Origin of the sequence: Burkholderia sp. BCC1208, from assembly GCF_902833095.1 — a bacterium.
GTDB lineage: Bacteria > Pseudomonadota > Gammaproteobacteria > Burkholderiales > Burkholderiaceae > Burkholderia.
On the sequence record NZ_CADFDY010000004.1, the window covers coordinates 302,706 to 320,672 of the forward strand.

Annotated in this window: 15 protein-coding genes and 1 rRNA gene (1 of these 16 cut by a window edge); 12 read left to right on the forward strand and 4 right to left on the reverse strand. The window is 67.1% G+C overall.

Features of this window, described 5'->3' with window-relative positions:
- Positions 1–220: 220 nt before the first annotated feature.
- A complete protein-coding gene (locus HWX09_RS11645; protein WP_027781506.1) occupies positions 221–1,357 on the reverse strand; it encodes a branched-chain amino acid ABC transporter substrate-binding protein in 1,137 nt (378 codons plus the stop codon).
- Between the two features lie 620 nt (positions 1,358–1,977).
- Here HWX09_RS11645 and HWX09_RS11650 point away from each other — a divergent pair.
- Positions 1,978–2,772, forward strand: coding sequence for an AraC family transcriptional regulator (locus HWX09_RS11650; RefSeq protein WP_027781505.1), 795 nt, complete (start codon positions 1,978–1,980; stop codon positions 2,770–2,772).
- A gap of 86 nt (positions 2,773–2,858) precedes the next feature.
- Here HWX09_RS11650 and HWX09_RS11655 read toward each other — a convergent pair whose 3' ends face one another.
- The gene (locus tag HWX09_RS11655) at positions 2,859–3,122 is read right to left on the reverse strand and encodes a hypothetical protein (RefSeq protein ID WP_027781504.1); all 264 of its coding nucleotides are present in this window, start codon (positions 3,120–3,122) and stop codon (positions 2,859–2,861) included.
- A 287-nt stretch (positions 3,123–3,409) separates the two neighbouring features.
- A complete protein-coding gene (locus HWX09_RS11660; protein ID WP_027781503.1) occupies positions 3,410–5,302 on the reverse strand; it encodes a sugar phosphate isomerase/epimerase and 4-hydroxyphenylpyruvate domain-containing protein in 1,893 nt (630 codons plus the stop codon).
- A 256-nt stretch (positions 5,303–5,558) separates the two neighbouring features.
- Here HWX09_RS11660 and aroQ point away from each other — a divergent pair, with 256 nt between their 5' ends.
- The 3 genes from aroQ to HWX09_RS11675 are packed head-to-tail and all read left to right on the forward strand — an operon-like array spanning position 5,559 to position 8,246.
- Positions 5,559–6,014, forward strand: a complete 456-nt coding sequence (aroQ, locus tag HWX09_RS11665; protein WP_027781502.1) for a type II 3-dehydroquinate dehydratase — start codon at positions 5,559–5,561, stop codon at positions 6,012–6,014.
- Entirely contained in the window at positions 6,011–6,865 is an 855-nt protein-coding gene (locus HWX09_RS11670) for a shikimate dehydrogenase (protein WP_027781501.1), read from the forward strand. The genes aroQ and HWX09_RS11670 overlap by 4 nt, the downstream gene beginning before the upstream one ends.
- Positions 6,866–6,902: 37 nt before the next feature.
- Positions 6,903–8,246 (forward strand): MFS transporter, encoded by a 1,344-nt coding sequence (locus tag HWX09_RS11675; protein WP_027781500.1) that lies wholly within the window; start codon positions 6,903–6,905, stop codon positions 8,244–8,246.
- 101 nt (positions 8,247–8,347) lie between these two features.
- Here the strand turns inward: HWX09_RS11675 and HWX09_RS11680 are convergent, their stop codons facing one another.
- Positions 8,348–9,457, reverse strand: a complete 1,110-nt coding sequence (locus tag HWX09_RS11680; RefSeq protein WP_027781499.1) for a 2-aminoethylphosphonate--pyruvate transaminase — start codon at positions 9,455–9,457, stop codon at positions 8,348–8,350.
- A 261-nt stretch (positions 9,458–9,718) separates the two neighbouring features.
- Here HWX09_RS11680 and phnS point away from each other — a divergent pair, with 261 nt between their 5' ends.
- The 8 genes from phnS to HWX09_RS11720 form a co-directional block, all read left to right on the forward strand.
- The gene (phnS, locus tag HWX09_RS11685; RefSeq protein ID WP_027781498.1) at positions 9,719–10,810 is read left to right on the forward strand and encodes a 2-aminoethylphosphonate ABC transporter substrate-binding protein; all 1,092 of its coding nucleotides are present in this window, start codon (positions 9,719–9,721) and stop codon (positions 10,808–10,810) included.
- Positions 10,811–10,844: 34 nt separating this feature from the next.
- Entirely contained in the window at positions 10,845–11,948 is a 1,104-nt protein-coding gene (gene phnT, locus HWX09_RS11690; RefSeq protein ID WP_027781497.1) for a 2-aminoethylphosphonate ABC transport system ATP-binding subunit PhnT, read from the forward strand.
- Positions 11,926–12,846: a 2-aminoethylphosphonate ABC transporter permease subunit gene (gene phnU, locus HWX09_RS11695; protein ID WP_027781496.1), complete on the forward strand. Its 921-nt coding sequence runs from the start codon at positions 11,926–11,928 to the stop codon at positions 12,844–12,846. The genes phnT and phnU overlap by 23 nt, the downstream gene beginning before the upstream one ends.
- Positions 12,836–13,696, forward strand: a complete 861-nt coding sequence (gene phnV / locus HWX09_RS11700; protein ID WP_027781495.1) for a 2-aminoethylphosphonate ABC transport system, membrane component PhnV — start codon at positions 12,836–12,838, stop codon at positions 13,694–13,696. Before phnU ends, phnV begins: the two co-directional genes overlap by 11 nt.
- Positions 13,693–15,000 carry a phosphonoacetate hydrolase gene (gene phnA / locus HWX09_RS11705; protein WP_027781494.1) on the forward strand — a complete coding sequence of 436 codons (1,308 nt, stop codon included), beginning with the start codon at positions 13,693–13,695 and terminating at the stop codon, positions 14,998–15,000. The genes phnV and phnA overlap by 4 nt, the downstream gene beginning before the upstream one ends.
- Positions 14,997–16,451 (forward strand): phosphonoacetaldehyde dehydrogenase, encoded by a 1,455-nt coding sequence (gene phnY / locus HWX09_RS11710; RefSeq protein ID WP_027781493.1) that lies wholly within the window; start codon positions 14,997–14,999, stop codon positions 16,449–16,451. The genes phnA and phnY overlap by 4 nt, the downstream gene beginning before the upstream one ends.
- Positions 16,452–16,455: 4 nt before the next feature.
- Entirely contained in the window at positions 16,456–17,010 is a 555-nt protein-coding gene (locus HWX09_RS11715) for a phosphonate degradation HD-domain oxygenase (protein WP_027781492.1), read from the forward strand.
- A 505-nt stretch (positions 17,011–17,515) separates the two neighbouring features.
- Positions 17,516–17,967 (forward strand): 16S ribosomal RNA (locus HWX09_RS11720); it runs 1,090 nt beyond the window's last position.

Here is a 17,967-nt window from a genome sequence, read left to right on the forward strand (position 1 = left end):
GCGTGCCGCGTGCCGGGTGAAGCACGAAACACGCGCCGCCGCACCGGGATGGGGCACTGCGGAGACGAAGCGGCAAAGCGGGTGGGGGGATTCTACAGGAGCGCGAAATGCCTGCGCGCGGGCGCGCGCCGAGCGCGGCTTCGGACCATGCAGCCGAAGCGCACGCGGCGCGCGCGGCCGGTGAGCCGCTGGCGCGCCGCGCGGGGCAGGGCCCGCGTAATCAGTTGCCGGCGATCGTATCGACCGGCTTGAACGCGCCGCGCTCGACCTTGTAGATCGTCACCGGCGCATCCTTCAGGTCGCCCTTCGGGTCGTACGCGATGCTCGGGGCCGACACGCCCTTGATCGACACCTTGCCGAGGTACGGCGTGTACACCTTCGGATCGGTCGAATTCGCGTCCTTCATCGCGGTAAGCAGCGCGATCGTGCCGTCGTACGAGTATGGCGAGTATGTGATCACGTCTTCGTTGAAGCGCGCCTTGTAGCGGGCCGCGTAGCCGGAGAAGCCCGGCATCTTTTCCTTCGGCAGGCCGCCCATGTAGACGATCGCGCCTTCGGCCGCGTCGCCGCCGACCTTCAGGAACGTCGGCGAGCGCGACATCTCGCCCGTCACGAACGCCGACTTCATCCCGAGCTGGCGCATCTTGCGGATCATCGGCGACGATTGCGCGTCGCCGCCGCCGTAGAAGACCGCATCCGGATTCACGCCTTTCAGGTTGGTCAGGATCGCCGAGAAATCGAGCGCCTTGTCGTTCGTGAAGTCGCGCTTGACGATCGTGCCGCCGGCCGCTTCCACGGCCTTCGCGAATTCGTCGGCGATGCCCTGGCCGTAGGCCGTGCGGTCGTCGATGATCGCGATGCGCTTGAAGTGCAGCGTCTTCACCGCGTACGTGCCGACGATGCGGCCGGCCTGCGCGTCGCTCGTCAGCAGCCGGTAGGTCGTCTTGTAGCCGCGCGCCGTGTATTGCGGCGACGTCGCCATCGAGATCTGCGGCAGCCCTGCGCGATCGTACAGGTCGGACGCGGGAATGCTGGTGCCCGAGTTGAAGTGGCCGATGATCCCGCGGACGTTGTCGTCGATCAGCCGCTGCGCGACGGTCGTGCCGGTGCGCGGGTCGGCCTGGTCGTCCTGCGAGTCGAGCTGGAACGTGACGGGCTTGCCGCCGATCGCCGGATGCGTCGCGTTGAAATCGGCGATCGCGAGCTGCACGCCCTTCTGCATGTCCGTGCCGTAATTCGACTGCGGGCCGGTCAGCGGTGCGGCGAAACCGATCTTGACGACGTCGGCGGCGACGGCGTGCGCGCCCGACAGTGCGCAGGCGGCGGCCAGCGCGACGTGCGATACCTTCAGCTTCACTTTCACTTCCCCTTGATGGCGTGGTTGGGCCGCCGCCGGCATGCGGGCCGGCGCCGGTAAACCGGGCGAGACGTATCGGTCCGCAGGCCGATGGGCCGGCCATGCGTGCTTGCCGCGTGCTGCGCGCGCTGTGCCGGAATCGGCGTGCGCGATGGTGGATGCGGCGGGCCGCGCGTGCCGATTGCGGCAGCGACGGGATGTCGTCTCGTGACCGTGAAGCGAAGTCTAGGTAGCGAAAATGCGTGCGTCTTGCGCGTTCGATGCGTGGCCGGCGACGATATCGGCATATCGTCGATAACCCTGATATATGCTGAAATCGTCATGACGAATGCGCAAACCCGCCAAGACGCGGGTCGTCGGCATTTTTAGGATGATGAATTCGGGTGCGTGGCACCGGCGTGTCGATGCGCCGCGGCCGCAGCGGCGCAAGCGGAACGGCTGCCGGCCGCGCACGTGCCGCGTAGTGGTTGCGTACGCAACCTGTCCCGCTGACCGATGAACCTGGCCGGGACACACGATGCGACCGGCCTCCGTCTTGCCTGCCCCGCGTTCGGCGCGACGCGATCGAAGGGGCGCTCCTATAATCGACGCCATCTGCCACTCGCTTCGCGGTTGCCGGGATGACGACCTTGCTTGCCGTACCGCCCATGAGCCTGCCCGACACGTTGCGCTACCAGCCCGACAACGCCGATCTCGGTGCGATGCTCGCGCATTTCCGCCTACTCGAACCGGTGTTCGATGCGCTGCCGGATGTCGCGTTCTTCGTGAAGGATGCGAGCGGCCGCTACGCGATCGTCAATCGCACGCTGGCGATGCGCTGCGGCTACAAGGACAAGCGCGACCTGCTCGGCAAGACGGCCGACGAGGTGTTTCCGCGCCGCTTCGGTCGTAGCTACTTCGAGCAGGACATGGCGACGATCAACGCCGGCCAGCAGTTGATGGACCAGCTCGAGCTGCACCTGTATCCGGGCCGCCAGCCGGGCTGGTGCCTGACCTGCAAGGAGCCGCTGCGCGACGCCGCGGGCCGGGTGATCGGCCTCGCGGGCATCTCGCGCGACCTGAAGGCGCACGAGGGATCGCACCCGGCGTACAGCCGGCTCGCTGACGTGGTCCAGCACATCCAGGATCACTACGTGCAGCCGCTGAACCTGAAGCATCTCGCCCAGATGGCCGGGATGTCGGTCGCGCAGCTCGAGCGCTACTTCCACAAGGTGTTCCACCTGACGCCGCGTCAGGTGCTGCTGAAGACGCGGCTCGACGCGGCCACCGCGCTGCTCGTCACCCACGACAAGGTGACCGACGTCGCGGCGCTATGCGGCTACACGGATCACAGCGCGTTCACGCGCCAGTTCAAGGCGACGGTCGGCGTGACGCCGACGGAATACCGGTTGATGCTGCAGGAGCGGGCAGGGTGACGCCACTCGCCGGCGTGGCCGGCGCGCGGCAGGGGCGGGGTCGGGCGGGGAAACGGGAACGGGCGAAAGCGGGTGAAAGCGGCGGCTCAACGGTAGCCGAGCCCTTTCAGGACGGCCGTGCCGTCTTCGGTCAGCCGGAAGCTCGGGGTCGTATCGGGGTCCAGCTTGACCATTTCGACGAGGCCGGCTTCCTGCAGCGCGGGCAATTCCGGTTTGGCGTTCGCGCCGATCGGTGCATGCAGCAGCACGAGCAACGTCGCGATTTCATGATGACTGAGCAGGCGGCGCAGCATCGTCTTCTTTGCAGGGGGCGCGGCCGGGCGGCCCGCGGGTGCTTCTACGGCGCTCATCGCTTTCCTCCTTTTCAAGATAACCATCGGGTACTGGTTGCGGATGGTGCCGTCTAAGACTTAAGCGATTCTTAAAACCGTGGTGGGCGACGCAATGCTGCACTGCGGTACGGGTTACCGGATGTAACGTCAGACGACGCGCGGCTCCCGGCACGACTGCGGGCCAGCCATGCGGGCCGGCCCTTGGCCGCGCGATTCACCCCGATGGCGCGGGCGAGCGGGACCCGTCCAATCGATTGCCGAATGGCGGGTGCGATCCGGCCCCCGACTCCAGTTCGCGCCTTCCCTTATTTCCTGCGCTGCGCCTGCGCGGCGAGCCGCACGGCCGCATTCGCCGCGCCGTAGCCGTCGTATCCGCCGCGTCGCTCGACGATCTCGAGCGAGAAGCGGTTGTCGACCAGTTCCGTATACGCATGCAGGAATTCGCCGCCGTGCTCGTCCCGGTCGTAGAGCAGGTGGTGCGCGCTCAGCGTGTCGACCAGTTCGTCCGCCAGCGCGTAACGCGCGGCGAGATCGTCGTAGTAGTTGGCCGGAATGCGCAGGAACGGCACGCCGTCGGCCGCGAACGCGGCGACCGTCTTCACGATGTCGTCCGTGCGGAACGCGACGTGGTTCAGCCCGGTGCCGTGGTAGCGGTCGAGCGATTCGGCGACGGCCGTGTGACGGTCGACCGACGCGTTCAGCGCGATCCGCACCGAGCCGTCGGCGCTGCGCACCGCGCGGCTGCGCATCAGCCCGTACGGGTCGGGCACGAGCCAGCTGCGCTCGGCCTCGAAGCCGAACGCCGTCTTGAAGAACAGGATCCACGTGTCGAGCGCGTCGGCCGGCAGCGCGAGGCACACGTGATCGATACCCGTCAGCGGGCCGACTTCGCTCGGGCCGTCGATGTCGGTCAGCACGAAGTCCGATTCATACAGCGTCGGCGCATCCGGCGCTTCGTCGACGAAATATTCGAGGCTGCCGTCCGGCGCCTTCACGCTCGGCAGCACGCGCTCGTTCGGCCCGACCCGGCCGGAGAACGGCGCGTAGCCGAAGCCGGCCGCGCGTTCGAACGCCACCTTGGCATCGTCTACGCGGAACGCGGACGCGCACAGCGACAGCCCGTGCTGCTGGAAGAATGCATCGGCGAACGAGTCGCGCTCGGCGTTCAGCACGATCGATGCGGCCCCGTGCTGGAACAGCGTCACGTCCTTCGAGCGATGCCGGCCGGCGAGCCGGAAGCGCATCCGGCCGAGCCATTCGCCGACGGTCGCCGCCGCCTGCGCGTCGACCGCGAATTCGATGAACTGGAACCCGACGTGCGCGGGCGGCGCGGGCGGTGCGAACAGCGGCTGGCCGGCGGCCGGCGCGCGACCCTCCTGGGCGAGCCGCGCGCGCGTCAGGTCTTCCAGATAGAGCAGCGAGCGATGGCCGTCCGCGGCCGTGAGCGCGGTCGGCGCCGCGCGGAAGCCGTCGTTGAAGATCTCGAGCGACAGCGGCCCCGTATAGCCCGACTCGATCACGCGCGCGGTGAAGCGCGACAGGTCGAAGTCGCCCTGGCCCGGGAACGAACGGTAATGGCGGCTCCATTCGAGCACGTCCATCACGAGCTTCGGCGCGTCGGCGATCTGCACGAAGGCGATCCGGTCGCCGGGGATGTCGGCGATCGCGTCCGGCGAATCGTCGAGCGACAGCGTGTGGAAGCTGTCGAGCGCAAGGCCGAGATGCGGGCTGTTCACCGCATTCACGAGCTGCCACGCGTGGCCGTACCGCTTCACGACGCGGCCCCACGCGAGCGCTTCGTACGCGGCCACCACGCCGGCCTGCCGCGCGGCCTCGGCGAGCGCGCCGAGCTGATCGACGAGCAGCCCGTCGTCGGCGATCGTATCGGCCGACACATTGCTGCAGACGAGGATGCGGTCGGTGCCGAGCGCATGCATCACGTCGAACTTGCGCTTGATCCGGTCGAGATTGCGCGCGAGCTGGGCCGCGCTCACGCCCTCGAAGTCGCGAAACGGCTGGAACAGCACGATGTCGAGGCCGAGATCGGCGGCCATGCGCCGGACGTCGGCCGGCGACCCGTCGAAGTAGACGAGGTCGTTTTCGAAGATTTCGACGCCGTCGAAGCCCGCGGCCTGGATGGCGGCGAGCTTCTCGGCGAGCGTGCCGGACAGGGACACGGTGGCGATCGAGCGCTGCATGGGCGATTCCTGCGGATGAGCGGGGCATGACGCCGTCGAACCGACCCTGAATGAACCAGTCGTTGAGTTCGGTGCGGGCGCCATATCCCGAATTTACTGGGCTAGTGATGCGTATTGTACAAACTAACTAGATGGTACAAATTAGCGAAAACCCGAAAAGACATTGCGCTTGCGCAAGTGCACACTAGCGCCGAATCTTGACGTCAGGGGACGGAGTCGGCCAACGATTCGCCCCCGTTTCTGGAGCAGAAATCACATGAGCAAGCACAAGGTGCTGGTGCTGAACGGCCCGAACCTGAATCTGTTGGGCACGCGCGAGCCCCACATCTACGGCGCGGAAACGCTCGCCGATCTCGAGCAGCGCTGCCGCACGGCGGCGGAAGGGCTCGGGCTGGAAATCGAGTTCCGCCAGTCGAACGCCGAGCATCAACTGATCGACTGGCTGCATGCCGCGCGTCACGACACGCACGGCATCGTGATCAACCCGGCCGCCTATACGCACACGTCGGTGGCGCTGGCCGACGCGCTTTCCGCGATCGCGAAGCCGGTGATTGAAGTGCATATCTCGAACGTCCATCGCCGCGAGGCGTTTCGCCACCATTCGTATGTGTCGGCGATCGCCGAAGCCGTGATCTGCGGCTGCGGCACCGAAGGTTACGTGTTCGCGCTGCAGCGCCTGGCGACGCTGTTCGCACAGGGAGCCGCCCGATGAGCCGCCCGTCGTTTCTGATCGGCCTGATCGGCCAGGGCATCGGCGGTTCGCTGTCGCCCGCGATGCACGAGGAAGAGGGATTCCGCCAGGGCTTTGGCTACGTGTACCGGCGCATCGATCTCGATGCGCTCGGCTTGAGCGTCGACGCGCTGCCGCAACTGCTCGAGGCCGCGCAGCGGATGGGCTACAACGGGCTGAACATCACGCACCCGTGCAAGCAGCGCGTGATCGAGCACCTCGACGCGCTGTCGGACGACGCGCGTGCGCTCGGCGCGGTGAACACCGTGCTGTTCAAGGACGGCAAGCGGATCGGCCACAACACCGACTGGTCGGGCTTCGCGAAATCGTTCCGCCGCGGGCTGCCCGGTGCGTCGCTCGAACGCGTCGTCCAGCTCGGCGCGGGCGGCGCGGGCGCGGCTGTCGCGCACGCGGCGCTGCAGATGGGTGCGGCCGCACTGACGATTTTCGACGTCGACGGCACGCGGGCCACCGCGCTGGCGGGCGAATTGCAGCAGCGCTTTCCCGCGGCCCGGGTCGCGCCGGGTAGCGATCTCGCGGCCGCGATGCGCGCCGCGACCGGCCTGATCCACGCAACGCCGACCGGCATGGTCAAGCATCCGGGCCTGCCGCTGCCGGCCGAACTGCTCCACGCGAGCATGTGGGTGGCCGACATCGTGTATTTCCCGCTCGAAACCGAGCTGATCCACGCCGCACGCGCGGCCGGCTGCGCGACGCTGCCGGGCGGGGGGATGGCCGTGTACCAGGCCGTCGACGCGTTCGAGATCTTCACCGGGCGCACGCCCGACGCCGAGCGGATGTTCGAGCACTTTCAGTCGCTCGTCGCGCGCTGACCCCTTACAGATACAGAAAGAGACCAAGGAGACGACCATGCAGCACACTACCCAGACGAGCGCCGCGCCGGCGCAGGCGGCCGGCACGGTCCGGCGCACGTCGGCGCGCTACAAGATCCTCGCGCTGCTCGCGATCGGCACGATGATCAACTATCTCGACCGCACCGTGCTGGGCGTGGCTGCGCCGCAGCTCACCAAGGAGCTCGGCATCAACGCGGCCGTGATGGGCATCATGTTCTCCGCGTTCTCGTGGACGTACGTGGCGATGCAGGTTCCAGGCGGCCTGTTCCTCGACCGCTTCGGCAGCAAGATCACCTACTACTGGTCGATGACGCTGTGGTCGCTGTGCACGCTCCTGCAAGGCTTCGTGCCGGGCGTCGCGACGCTGCTCGCGTGCCGCCTCGGCCTCGGCATCACCGAGGCGCCGTGCTTCCCGACCAACAGCCGCGTCGTCGCGACGTGGTTCCCGCAGAACGAACGCGCGATGGCGACGGGCACCTATACCGTCGGCGAATACATCGGCCTCGCGTTCTTCAGCCCCGTGCTGTTCGCGCTGATGGGCGCTTTCGGCTGGCGCTCGCTGTTCTGGGTCGTGGGCGCGGTCGGCATCGTGTTCGGCCTCGTCTGGTGGAAGCTCTACCACGAGCCGCGCAACCATCCGGGTGCGAACGCGGCGGAACTGGCCTACATCGAGGCGGGCGGCGGCCTCGTGCACGGCGTGCGCAAGACCGACGACAAGAGCGGCAAGGCCGCGCAGCCGAAGTTCAGCTGGGCGATGGCCGGCAAACTGCTGAAGAAGCGCCAGCTCGCGGGCATCTGCCTCGGCCAGTTCGCCGGCAACTCGACGCTCGTGTTCTTCCTGACCTGGTTCCCGACCTATCTGGCAACCGAGCGCCACATGGGCTGGCTGAAGATCGGCTTCTTCGCGGTGATGCCGTTCATCGCCGCGTCGATCGGCGTGATGTTCGGCGGAATCTTCTCCGACTGGCTGCTGCGCCGCGGCAAGTCCGCGAACCTCGCGCGCAAGCTGCCGATCATCGCGGGCCTGCTGCTCGCGTCGACGATCATTCTCGCGAACTACGTGCAGAGCAACGAAGCCGTGATCGCGATCATGTCGGTCGCGTTCTTCGCGCAGGGGATGGCCGCACTCGGCTGGACGCTCGTGTCGGACATCGCGCCGGACGGCCTGCTCGGCGTGACGGGCGGCATCTTCAACTTCGCGGCGAACCTCGCCGGCATCATCACGCCGCTCGTCGTCGGCTTCATCGTCGCGTCGACCGGCTCGTTCGTCGGTGCGCTCGTATTCATCGGCGTGATCGCGCTGATCGGCGCGCTGTCGTACATCTTCGTCGTCGGCGACATCAAGCGGATCGAGTTGTAAATACCGGCTCCCCGCACACTCGGTGCATTCGCCCGGCGGCCGATCGGCCGTCGGGCTTTTTTATTTGGGCGTGCCGGCGGGCGGCCGGCACGTACGCAACTTCATGCGTGCTGCATCGCGATGCCGAGCGATTCGGCCGCCCCCGCGATGGCGGCGACCGCACGCCGGATATCGGTCGCGTCGATCGCGCCGATGCAGCCGACGCGGAACGTTTCGAGACGCGTGAGCTTGCCCGGATACAGGATGAAGCCCGCGTCGCGCACTGCGTCGTAGAAGCGGCGGAAATCGTAGGCCGGATGGTCGGGCGCGTGGAACGTGACGATCACCGGCGCCTGCACGCCGGCGTCGAGGAACGGCACGAAGCCGAGCGCGCGCATCGATTCGATCAGCGTCCGGCAGTTGTCCGCATAGCGTGCGCCGCGCATCGGCTGGCCGCCTTCGGCGAGGTACTGGTCGAGCGCGGCGCGCAGCGCGGCAATCACGTGCGTCGGCGGCGTGAAGCGCCATTGCCCCGTCTTGCGCAGATACGCGTACTGATCGTGGAGATCGAGCGCGAGCGACGGCGAGTTGCCTTCGCTCGCGTCGAGCGCGTCGCGCCGCACGATCGCGAACCCCATTCCCGGCACGCCTTCGAGGCATTTGCCGCTGGCCGAGATCAGCGCGTCGATGCCGCTGTCCGCCAGCGCGATCGGCAGCGCACCGAACGAACTCATCGCGTCGACGATCAGCCGCTTGCCGTGCCGCCGGCACGCGGCCGCGATCGCATCGAGCGGATTCAGGATCCCGGCGCTCGTTTCCAGGTGCACGAGCGCGACGTGCGTGATGCGCGGCTCGCGTGCGAATGCGGCTTCGACGGCCGCCGCGTCGACGGCCGCGTCTTCGCCGAACGGCAACGCGATCGCGTCGATGCCGAGCCGGCCGAGAATCTTCAGGATGCGCGCGCAATACGCGCCGTTGTCGGGGACCAGCACGACGCCGTCGCGCGGCACCAGCGTGCCGAGCGCGGCTTCGACCGAGAACGTGCCGCTGCCCTGCATCGGCACGCACACGTACGCGTCGCCGCCGCCCGCGATGGCGACGAGATCGGCACAGACGCTGGCCGTCAGTTGATTGAAAGCGGCATCCCACGACCCCCAGTCATGTTGCATTGCGTGGCGTGTTGTGGCGGACGTGGTGAGCGGGCCGGGCGTGAGCAGGATCGGGTCGGGCATGGTTTTTTTCTCCGGCAAAGGGCGAACGAAACGCCGATCGGCATTTCTGAATGACTTGCATGATAGTGGCAAAATGTGTCATTTTTTGGAAATTGTGGCATTCGTCACGGCTTTGTCATCGAACGCTGTGATCCTTCGGTTGCCGCGCGACACCCAGCCTGAGCGCGGTAGCGAGGCGGGCCGCCAGGCGGTCTGCCCAGAGATAACAGGAGAGCCGGATCGTGCCCCGGCCGTTTGGTGTTCCGCCTACGGAGAAGTGAGATGACACTGCAGAAACCCTCGCGCGCCGCCGCCGGCGCGTTCCGCAAGCTCGCGCTGGCCGCCTGCGCCGCCGGTCTGCTGCAAGGCGCCGCGATGCCGGCGCATGCGGCAAACGCGGTCGTGCTGTACACGGCGGACGGCCTCGAGAACCTCTATCGCGATGTGCTGCCGGCCTTCGAGAAGAAGGAAGGCGTGAAGGTCAACATCGTGACGGCGGGCAGCGGCGAGGTGGTGAACCGCGCGAACATCGAGAAGAATTCCCCGAAGGCCGACGTGATCGTCACGCTGCCGCCGTTCATCCAGCAAGCCGGCCAGATGGGCCTGCTGCAGCCGTACCAGAGCGTGAACTACAAGAACGTGCCGGCCATCGCGAAGGCCGAGGACGGCACGTGGGCGACGTTCGTGAACAACTACTTCTCGTTCGCGATCAACCCGGACGTCGTGAAGAACCAGCCGAAGACGTTTGCCGACCTGCTCGCGCCGGCCTACGCCGGCAAGGTCGCGTATTCGAACCCGGCCACGGCCGGCGACGGGATGGCCGTGCTGATCCTGACGACGTCGCTGATGGGCGAGGACAAGGCGTTCGACTACCTCGCGAAGCTGTCGCAGAGCGTGAAGTTCCACACGAAGGGCACGGGCTACCTGAACGTGCTGCTCTCGCGTAACGAGATCAGCGTCGCGAACGGCGACCTGCAGATGGACCTCGACGACGCCGAACACGGCGCGCTGTCCGTCAAGCCGATCTTCCTGTCCGCGAAGGACGGCGACCAGCCGACCACGTTCCAGCTCCCGTACGGCATCGGCCTGATCAAGAGCGGCCCGAACCAGGACGCCGGCAGGAAGCTGATCGACTACCTGATGTCGACGGAAGTGCAGTCGAAGGTGCCGGATATGTACGGCATTCCGGGCCGCACCGACGTGCCGCTGTCCGGCAAGAACGGCGAAGCGGTCAAGAAGGCGATCGCGGGCGTGAAGCTGATTCCGGTCGACTGGACCCAGGTGATGGCGAAGAAGCCGGTGTGGATCGAGCGCTGGAAGAAGGACGTGATCGGCAGCTCGGGCAAGCAGCTCGACGTCGTCAAGCCGAAGTGAGCGGCGCACGCCGCCTGTATCAGCGAGCAAGAGGATGAACCCGGTGGAAACCACCCTGACCCATCCCGGCGCATTCGGCGCCGCCGAACCGCACGCGACGCTGCGGTCCGGCGCGCCGGGCGGCGTGCAGATCGAACACCTGAGCGTGCGCTACGGCGCACGCACGGTGCTCGACGATCTGTCGCTGTCGATCGGCGCCGGTGAATTTCTGACCGTGCTCGGCAAGAGCGGCTGCGGCAAGACCACGTTGCTGCGCTTTATCGCCGGGTTCGTGAAGGCCGACGGCCTGACCGGCACGCTGACCGTTGCCGGGCGTGACCTGACCTATGCGCCGCCGCACAAGCGCAACCTCGGTCTGCTGTTCCAGAATTACGCGCTGTTCCCGCACCTGTCGGTGTTCGAGAACGTCGCATTCGGGCTGCGCGCACGCGGCATGGCGTCGTCGGAAGTGACGCGCCGCGTCGCCGATGCGCTCAAGCTCGTGCAGCTCGGCGATGCCGGCCACCATCTGCCCGCGCAACTGTCGGGCGGGATGCAGCAGCGCGTCGCGCTGGCCCGCGCGCTCGTGATCGAGCCCGACGTGCTGCTGCTCGACGAGCCGCTGTCGGCGCTCGACGCCAACCTGCGCGCGTCGGTGCGCAGCGAACTGAAGGCGCTGCACGAGCGCCTGCCGAACCTGACCGTCGTCTGCGTGACGCACGACCGCGACGACGCGCTCGTGCTGTCCGACCGCGCGCTGCTGATGCGCGACGGCCACATCGCGCAGCTCGGTACGCCCCAGCAGTTGTACGACGCGCCGTGCGACGGTTACGTCGCGCGTTATCTCGGCCCGGCGAACCTGCTGCCGCCGCACGTGATCTTCCCGCTCGGCGATCCGCGCCACGAGGTGCGCGGCAAGGTCGCCTGCGTGCGCCCCGAGCGGCTGACCGTGATGCCGCCCGCGGCGGGCGGCCTGCACGGCACCGTGTCGTCGGTCGAATGGCAGGGTGCGGACTTGTCGATCGCGGTCGTGATCGACGCGGCGCCCGACGAACCCGTGCGCGTCACGATGCAACGCGGCCGCGGCGCGGCTCCCGAGCGCGGCGCGCGCGTGTCCCTGCATTGCGAGGCAGACGATGTCGTCCTTATCGAGCCCTGAAGCCGGCCTGCCGCCGCACGTGCTCGCGTCGGCCGCCGCGCATGCCGCCGCCGCGCGGCGCCGCAGGCGCATGGGCGACCTGCACCTGGCCGTGCTCGCGATCGTCGTGCTCGGCCCGCTCGTCGTCTATCCGCTGGTGCGGCTCGTGCTGCTGAGCGTCTCGGGCGATCACGGGTTGAGTTTCGCCGCGTACCGGACCTTCTTCGGCAATCCCGACACGCGCAACGTGCTGCTGACGACGCTCGGCGTCCTGTTCGCGAGCGCCGGCACCGCGTCGGTGCTCGGCGTGCTGCTGGCGGCGCTGCTGTTCTTCAGGCCGTTCCCGGGCGCGTCGCTCGTCACGCGCTTCCTGGAGCTGTACGTCGCGTTTCCGTCGTTCCTCGTCGCGTTCACGCTGATCTTCCTGTACGGCTCGCAAGGCTCGATCAGCATCGCGCTGCAGCACCTGTTCCATCTCGAGAATCCGCCGCTCGATTTCCTGTTCGGCATCGGCGGCGTGATCCTTGCTCAGACCGTGTTCTACACGCCGTTCGTCGTGCGGCCGACGCTCGCGTCGTTCGCGACGCTCGACCTGCGGCTGATCGAAGCCGCGCGCAGCCTCGGCGCGCCCGGCTGGATGCTCGCGCGCCGCGTCGTGCTGCCGATCGCGTGGCCGGGCATCGCCGCCGGCACCGTGCTGTGTTTCCTGCTGACGCTGAACGAGTTCGGGATTCTGCTCGTGCTCGGCAGTGCGCGGCTCGTGACGCTGCCGGTCGCGATCTACAGCAGCGCGACCGTCGATCTCGACCTGCCGACCGCGTCGGCCGGCGCGGTCGTGATGTTGTCGCTGTCGCTGGCGCTGTATGCGGTTTATCGCCGGGTGAACCGGCGTGCGACGGGAGGGAACGATGTCCGCTGAATTCCGTATCGGGCAGGCCGTGCCGCGCCACCAGATCGGCTGGACCGACGCGCTGCTCAAGCATGCGTCGCGCGCCGCGCTCGCGCTGGCCGCATTCGCGTGCTTCTGGCTGTTCGTGCTGCCGGTGATCGTCGTCGCGCTGTCGAGCGTGGCGACGCAGTGGTCGGGCACGATCCTGCCGGCCGGCTACAGCCTGCGCTGGTTCGAGCGGCTCGGCTCGCAGGAATACGACGCGCTGCTGACGAGCCTCGAAATCGGCTTCGGCGTATCGGCGCTCGGCACGATCCTTGGGCTGTGGCTGGCGCTCGCGCTCGAAGGGCGCGACCGGCGCGGCCTCGGCGCGGTCGTCGACGCGCTCGTGATGGTGCCGAACGGCGTACCGAGCGTCGTGCTCGGGCTCGCGGTGCTGATCGCGTATCACCAGAAGCCGCTCGACCTGTCGAGCTCGGCGGCGATCGTCGTGCTGGTGCAACTCGCGCTGATCCTGCCGTTCTGCTATCGCTGCGCGGCCGCCGCGCTGCGTCCGGAGCTGACCGTGCTGCGCGAAGCCGCCGCGAGCCTCGGTGCGCCGCCCGCGATGGTGCTGCGCCGCGTGCTGCTGCCGCAACTCGTGCCGGCGCTGCGCGCGAGCCTCGCGCTCGGCTTTGCGCTGTCGCTCGGCGAGCTCGGCGCGACGCTCACGGTTTATCCGCCCGGCTTCGCCACCGTGCCGATCGTCGTGATCGGTCAGGTGGAGCGCGGCTATTACCTGCCGGCGTCGGCGCTGTCGCTGCTGATGCTCGGCGCGTCGCTCGCGGCGCTGCTGCTGATCGCCGCGCGCGTGCCGCGCGGCAAGCGGGCGGCATCATGAACGCCGCGTTCGCGTTGCGCCATCCCGGTGATGCGTCGCCCGCCGGCGCGTCGACCGGTCTCGCCGGACGTTCGATCGACGTCAATGGCCGGCACTACCGGCTGCCGGTCGAGCCGACCGTCGTCATCTGTGTCGACGGCTGCGAGTACGACTATCTCGAACGCGCGGTGGAAGCGGGCGTCGCGCCGTTCATCGGCCGGATGATCGCGGAAGGCACGGCCTGGCGGGCCGATTGCGTCGTGCCGACCTTCACCAACCCGAACAACCTGTCGATCGTCTGCGGCGTGCCGCCGTCGGTCCACGGTATCTGCGGCAATTATTTCTGGGATCCCGCCGCCGACGGCGGGCGCGGTGCCGAAGTCATGATGAACGACCCGGCCTATCTGCGTGCCGGCACGCTGCTCGCGGCGGCGTCCGACGCCGGCGCGCGGGTGGCCGTCGTGACCGCGAAGGACAAGCTGCGCAGGCTGCTCGGCTGGCGGCTGAACGGTATCTGCTTTTCGGCCGAGAAGGCCGCACAGGCCAATCTCGCGGAAAACGGCATCGTCGACGTGCTCGACTGGGTCGGCCTGCCGTCGCCGGATGTGTACAGCGCGGCGTTGTCCGAATTCGTGTTCGCGGCCGGCGTACGGCTCGCGCAGACGCGGCAGGTCGACCTGATGTACCTGTCGACCACCGACTACGTGCAGCACAAGTGCGAGCCGGGCAGTCCCGGCGCGAATGCGTTTTACGCGATGATGGACGGCTACCTCGCGCAGCTCGACGCGCTCGGCTGGGCGATCGGCCTCACGGCCGACCACGGGATGAACGCGAAGCACGATCCGGCGACGGGCCGGCCGAACGTGATTTATCTGCAGGATGCCTTCGACGGCTGGTACGGCGCGCAGGCTGCGCGCGTGATCCTGCCGATTACCGATCCGTACGTCGTGCACCACGGTGCGCTCGGTTCGTTTGCGACGATCTACCTGGCGCCGGGTGTCGACCGGGCCGAGGCGATGTGGCGCATCGGTGGCCTCGACGGCGTCGAGCTCGTGCTCGACAACGCGGAAGCTGCCGCGCGCTTCGAACTGCCGGCCGACCGGATCGGCGATCTCGTCGTGATCGGCCGCCGCGACATGACGCTCGGCACGCGCGAGCGCGAACACGACCTGTCGGGCCTCACGGTGCCGCTGCGTTCGCATGGCGGCGTGTCCGAGCAGGAAGTGCCGCTGCTGTTCAATCGCCGTATCGAGCGGGACGATCCCGCCCGTCGTCCGCGCAACTTCGACGTGTTCGATTTCGTGTTGAACCGGATCGCGACATGATGGCTCATCCGCGGCAAGATCATCCGGCGTTTCGCGCAGAAGCAATGCGCTGGCGCGGCACGCGTGCGATGCGCGAGCGCACGCTCGACGTCGCGGATCCGTACACGGGCACACGCGTCGGCACCGCCCCGCTCGCCAGCGTCGACGACGTGCGCGCGGCGTTCGATTATGCGATGGCCTACCGGCCGACGCTCACGCGCTACGAGCGTTCGCAGATTCTCGAACGTGCGGCCGCGTTGCTGCGTGAACGCACCGAGCAAGCGTCCGACCTGATCACGCTCGAATCGGGGCTATCGAAACAGGATTCGCGCTACGAGATCGGCCGTGTCGCCGACGTGCTGAAGTTCGCGGCGGTCGAGGCGCTGCGCGACGACGCGCAGAGTTTCTCGTGCGACCTGACACCCCACGGCAAGGCACGGCGCGTGTTCTCGCAGCGGCAGCCGCTCGACGGCGTGATCGTCGCGATCACGCCGTTCAATCATCCGATGAACCAGGTGGCGCACAAGATCGCGCCGGCGATCGCGACCAACAACCGCGTGATCGTGAAGCCGTCGGAGAAGGTGCCGCTGTCGGCGTTCTATCTGGCGGACTTGCTGTACGAAGCAGGATTGCCCGAGCCGATGCTGCAGGTGCTGACCGGCGACCCGGCCGAGATCGCGGACGAACTCGTCACGCATCCGCATGCGTCGCTGATCACGTTCACGGGCGGTGTCGCGATCGGCAAGGCGATTGCCGCGCGGGCCGGTTACCGGCGCATCGTGCTGGAACTGGGCGGCAACGATCCGCTGATCGTCCTCGCCGATGCCGATCTCGAGCGCGCGGCGTCGCTCGCGGTGCTCGGCTCGTACCGGAATTCGGGCCAGCGCTGCACGGCCGTCAAGCGCATGCTGGTGCAGCGCTCGATCGCGCCGGCGTTCACCGAACTGCTCGTCGAGAAGACGCGCGCATGGAAATACGGCGATCCGTTCGATTCCGCGAACGAAATGGGCACGGTGATCGACGCAGCGGCGGCGCGGCTGTTCGAGACACGCGTGAACGAGGCGGTCGCGCAGGGCGCGCGCCTGCTGACCGGCAATGTGCGGCGCGGCGCCCTGTACGCGCCGACCGTGCTCGACAACGTCGATCCGTCGATGACGATCGTGCGCGAGGAGACCTTCGGCCCCGTCTCGCCCGTCATCGCGTTCGACACGATCGACGACGCGATCCGGATCAGCAACGGGACGGCGTTCGGGCTGTCGTCGGGTGTCTGTACGGACAGCACGGCGGCCGTCGTGCGGTTCGTCAACGAACTGAACGTCGGCACGGTGAACGTGTGGGAAGTACCGGGATACCGGATCGAACTGTCGCCGTTCGGCGGGATCAAGGATTCGGGGCTCGGTTACAAGGAAGGCGTCCAGGAGGCGATGAAGAGTTTCACGAACCTGAAGACGTTTTCGTTGCCTTGGGAGTAAACGAATGGCGCTGACGGTGGAAGAGATCCACGGGTTGTATCGCGAGCATGGCCATGTGGCCTATGCCGGCGAACCGGTCACGCAGCTGGAGCATGCGTTGCAGAGTGGAATGCTGGCGGAGGCGTCCGGGGCGGACGAAGCGCTGGTCGCCGCGGCGTTCCTGCACGACCTCGGCCATTTGCTGAATCGCCAGGGCGAGACGCCGAGCGCGCGCGGGATCGACGATCTGCATCAGTATTACGTGCTGCCGTTCCTGCGGCCGTTGTTCGACGACGCGGTGCTGGAGCCGATCCGGCTGCACGTCGACGCGAAGCGCTGCCTGTGTCGCACGGACGCCGGCTACTTCGAGAGCCTGTCGCCGGATTCGGTGCGCAGTCTGGCGTTGCAGGGCGGTATCTTCAGTGAGGAGGAGACGGCTGCGTTCCTGCAGCGCCCGTTCGCGGAGGACGCGCTGCGCCTGCGCCGCTGGGACGACACGGCGAAGGAGGAAGGCAAGATCACGCCGGATCTCGATCACTATATGGAGATCGTCGCGCGCCAGGTGCGCGCGGCCTCCTGACTGTTCGGCTGCTTCTATATAAGGCGCCGCACGCGATAGCGTGCGGCGCCTTATATTTTTTGCGAAACCCCTTGCGCGATTGCCGGTGGATGCATAGAATCACGCCTCTTTCGCGCTAACGGAAACGCGGCGCGGGAGGAAGGGAAGTGGTGCTGGTGAGGTTCGGTGGTAACGAGCCTTGGCGGTGCAGGAAGATGGACCCCGCAGTCGCAACGAAGCAGTTAAAAAGTTGTTGACGAGCTGCGAAACACGGTTCATAATCTCTCTTCTCTGCTGCTGAAAACGCAGCGCTGCCGGGAAACTTCAGGTTCCTCGCAGAAATGCTCTTTAAAAATTAACAGCCGATAAGTGTGGGCGCTTGATGGAAGCGAGCTGATCCTCGGATCAGAAAGCGAAAGTATCAAGAGTCTCACACTAAAGTAAGTCAGGTTTATGAAGTGATTCATATTCCTGTCAGCTTTGAGTGAGCGACCGGTTCTACGGAACCGAAAACAGTAACAGGTTTGAACTGAAGAGTTTGATCCTGGCTCAGATTGAACGCTGGCGGCATGCCTTACACATGCAAGTCGAACGGCAGCACGGGTGCTTGCACCTGGTGGCGAGTGGCGAACGGGTGAGTAATACATCGGAACATGTCCTGTAGTGGGGGATAGCCCGGCGAAAGCCGGATTAATACCGCATACGATCTACGGATGAAAGCGGGGGACCTTCGGGCCTCGCGCTATAGGGTTGGCCGATGGCTGATTAGCTAGTTGGTGGGGTAAAGGCCTACCAAGGCGACGATCAGTAGCTGGTCTGAGAGGACGACCAGCCACACTGGGACTGAGACACGGCCCAGACTCCTACGGGAGGCAGCAGTGGGGAATTTTGGACAATGGGCGAAAGCCTGATCCAGCAATGCCGCGTGTGTGAAGAAGGCCTTCGGGTTGTAAAGCACTTTTGTCCGGAAAGAAATCC

Bases quoted from the DNA above. Each gene is read 5' to 3' on its own strand.
- aroQ (WP_027781502.1), top strand. From the start codon at position 5,559: ATGAGCAAGCACAAGGTGCTGGTGCTGAACGGCCCGAACCTGAATCTG.
- phnV (WP_027781495.1), top strand. From the start codon at position 12,836: ATGTCCGCTGAATTCCGTATCGGGCAGGCCGTGCCGCGCCACCAGATC.
- HWX09_RS11670 (WP_027781501.1), top strand. From the start codon at position 6,011: ATGAGCCGCCCGTCGTTTCTGATCGGCCTGATCGGCCAGGGCATCGGC.
- HWX09_RS11675 (WP_027781500.1), top strand. From the start codon at position 6,903: ATGCAGCACACTACCCAGACGAGCGCCGCGCCGGCGCAGGCGGCCGGC.
- phnT (WP_027781497.1), top strand. From the start codon at position 10,845: ATGAACCCGGTGGAAACCACCCTGACCCATCCCGGCGCATTCGGCGCC.
- HWX09_RS11650 (WP_027781505.1), top strand. From the start codon at position 1,978: ATGACGACCTTGCTTGCCGTACCGCCCATGAGCCTGCCCGACACGTTG.
- HWX09_RS11660 (WP_027781503.1), bottom strand. From the start codon at position 5,302: ATGCAGCGCTCGATCGCCACCGTGTCCCTGTCCGGCACGCTCGCCGAG.
- phnY (WP_027781493.1), top strand. From the start codon at position 14,997: ATGATGGCTCATCCGCGGCAAGATCATCCGGCGTTTCGCGCAGAAGCA.
- HWX09_RS11655 (WP_027781504.1), bottom strand. From the start codon at position 3,122: ATGAGCGCCGTAGAAGCACCCGCGGGCCGCCCGGCCGCGCCCCCTGCA.
- HWX09_RS11680 (WP_027781499.1), bottom strand. From the start codon at position 9,457: ATGCCCGACCCGATCCTGCTCACGCCCGGCCCGCTCACCACGTCCGCC.
- phnS (WP_027781498.1), top strand. From the start codon at position 9,719: ATGACACTGCAGAAACCCTCGCGCGCCGCCGCCGGCGCGTTCCGCAAG.
- HWX09_RS11715 (WP_027781492.1), top strand. From the start codon at position 16,456: ATGGCGCTGACGGTGGAAGAGATCCACGGGTTGTATCGCGAGCATGGC.
- phnU (WP_027781496.1), top strand. From the start codon at position 11,926: ATGTCGTCCTTATCGAGCCCTGAAGCCGGCCTGCCGCCGCACGTGCTC.
- phnA (WP_027781494.1), top strand. From the start codon at position 13,693: ATGAACGCCGCGTTCGCGTTGCGCCATCCCGGTGATGCGTCGCCCGCC.